Here is a 1011-nt window from a genome sequence, read left to right on the forward strand (position 1 = left end):
CTTGGCATTAGGCAATGATACTTTGGTTGCAAGTTATACGGCAGATACAAGAATAAGCGTTCCTTCTCTTTCGGCGGGCAAAGATTATTATGTTTATCTGGTTTCTGATGGAGGACAGTCTCATAAACTTGTTTTGTCAGAAAACTCTACGTATCCAAGGGATTACACTGTGAGTAATTCGCGCAAGATAGGAGGGTTTCATACGCTCTGTGCGGATGTTGGTACGATTTCCGGTCACCCATTGTCTGGTTATAGAGCAGGGGATATTTTACCCCATTCAGTTTGGTGTCTCAATCACCGCCCGCATAGTTCACCAGAAGGAATGGTTTATGATCCTTCGCAAGACCTTTGGGTTGATATTTATCTTCAGTCAGGGACAGGAGAAAATACTCGCTCTGCGTATAATGTTCCTATCACAACGGGTCGTATCTATACAGATCATGTAACAGATATGTTACGTGTTAAGAAATCCTTACTGAATGATGTGGAATTTGCATCTGCGATGTATGGAAGTAATGACAAAACAAGTATTACGGGCAAGAAGGCACCCTCTCCTAAGACTTCAGGAGGTCACGTTGATACAGCCAATCGTCGTATGATTTCGCATATCGGTTGTGAGGAAGGTTGCGGTTATGTTTGGCAGTTTTTGGCAGGAACATTTCCTATGCAAATAACGAATAGGGGGCAGGCTAGGCTAGAAATGAGATGGTTATCAGGAGGAGGAGGGTGGAGTCATGGTGTAGATAGCGGATGTTTTGCACGCTCAACCTTATCTTCTTCTAGAGGTAATGAACAATTATGTGCGCGTGGTTGTAGCCATTCCCGTGATTTGTGAGGAGGAGAAGATGATAGATTATCCAGAGCATTTAAATAGCAAAGAAGATTATAGGAATATGCTTTCCTTTGATAAGGCTGAAACCGTAAGAAGGCTAGAGATGCTTTTATCAACGCGTTTTTATTGGGTCTTTGTTAAAGAGCTTGGAGAGGGGGAAGAGGGGATTGAAGATGACA

1 pseudogene is annotated in these 1011 nt (G+C 42.8%); it reads left to right on the forward strand.

Annotated elements, in window-relative coordinates:
• Window positions 1-835: pseudogene (locus ACFILU_RS00135) on the forward strand (hypothetical protein); the annotation flags it as partial.
• Window positions 836-1011 lie beyond the last annotated feature (176 nt).

Source organism: Bartonella sp. CL100XZDX, from assembly GCF_042195375.1.
Taxonomy (GTDB): Bacteria; Pseudomonadota; Alphaproteobacteria; order Rhizobiales; family Rhizobiaceae; genus Bartonella.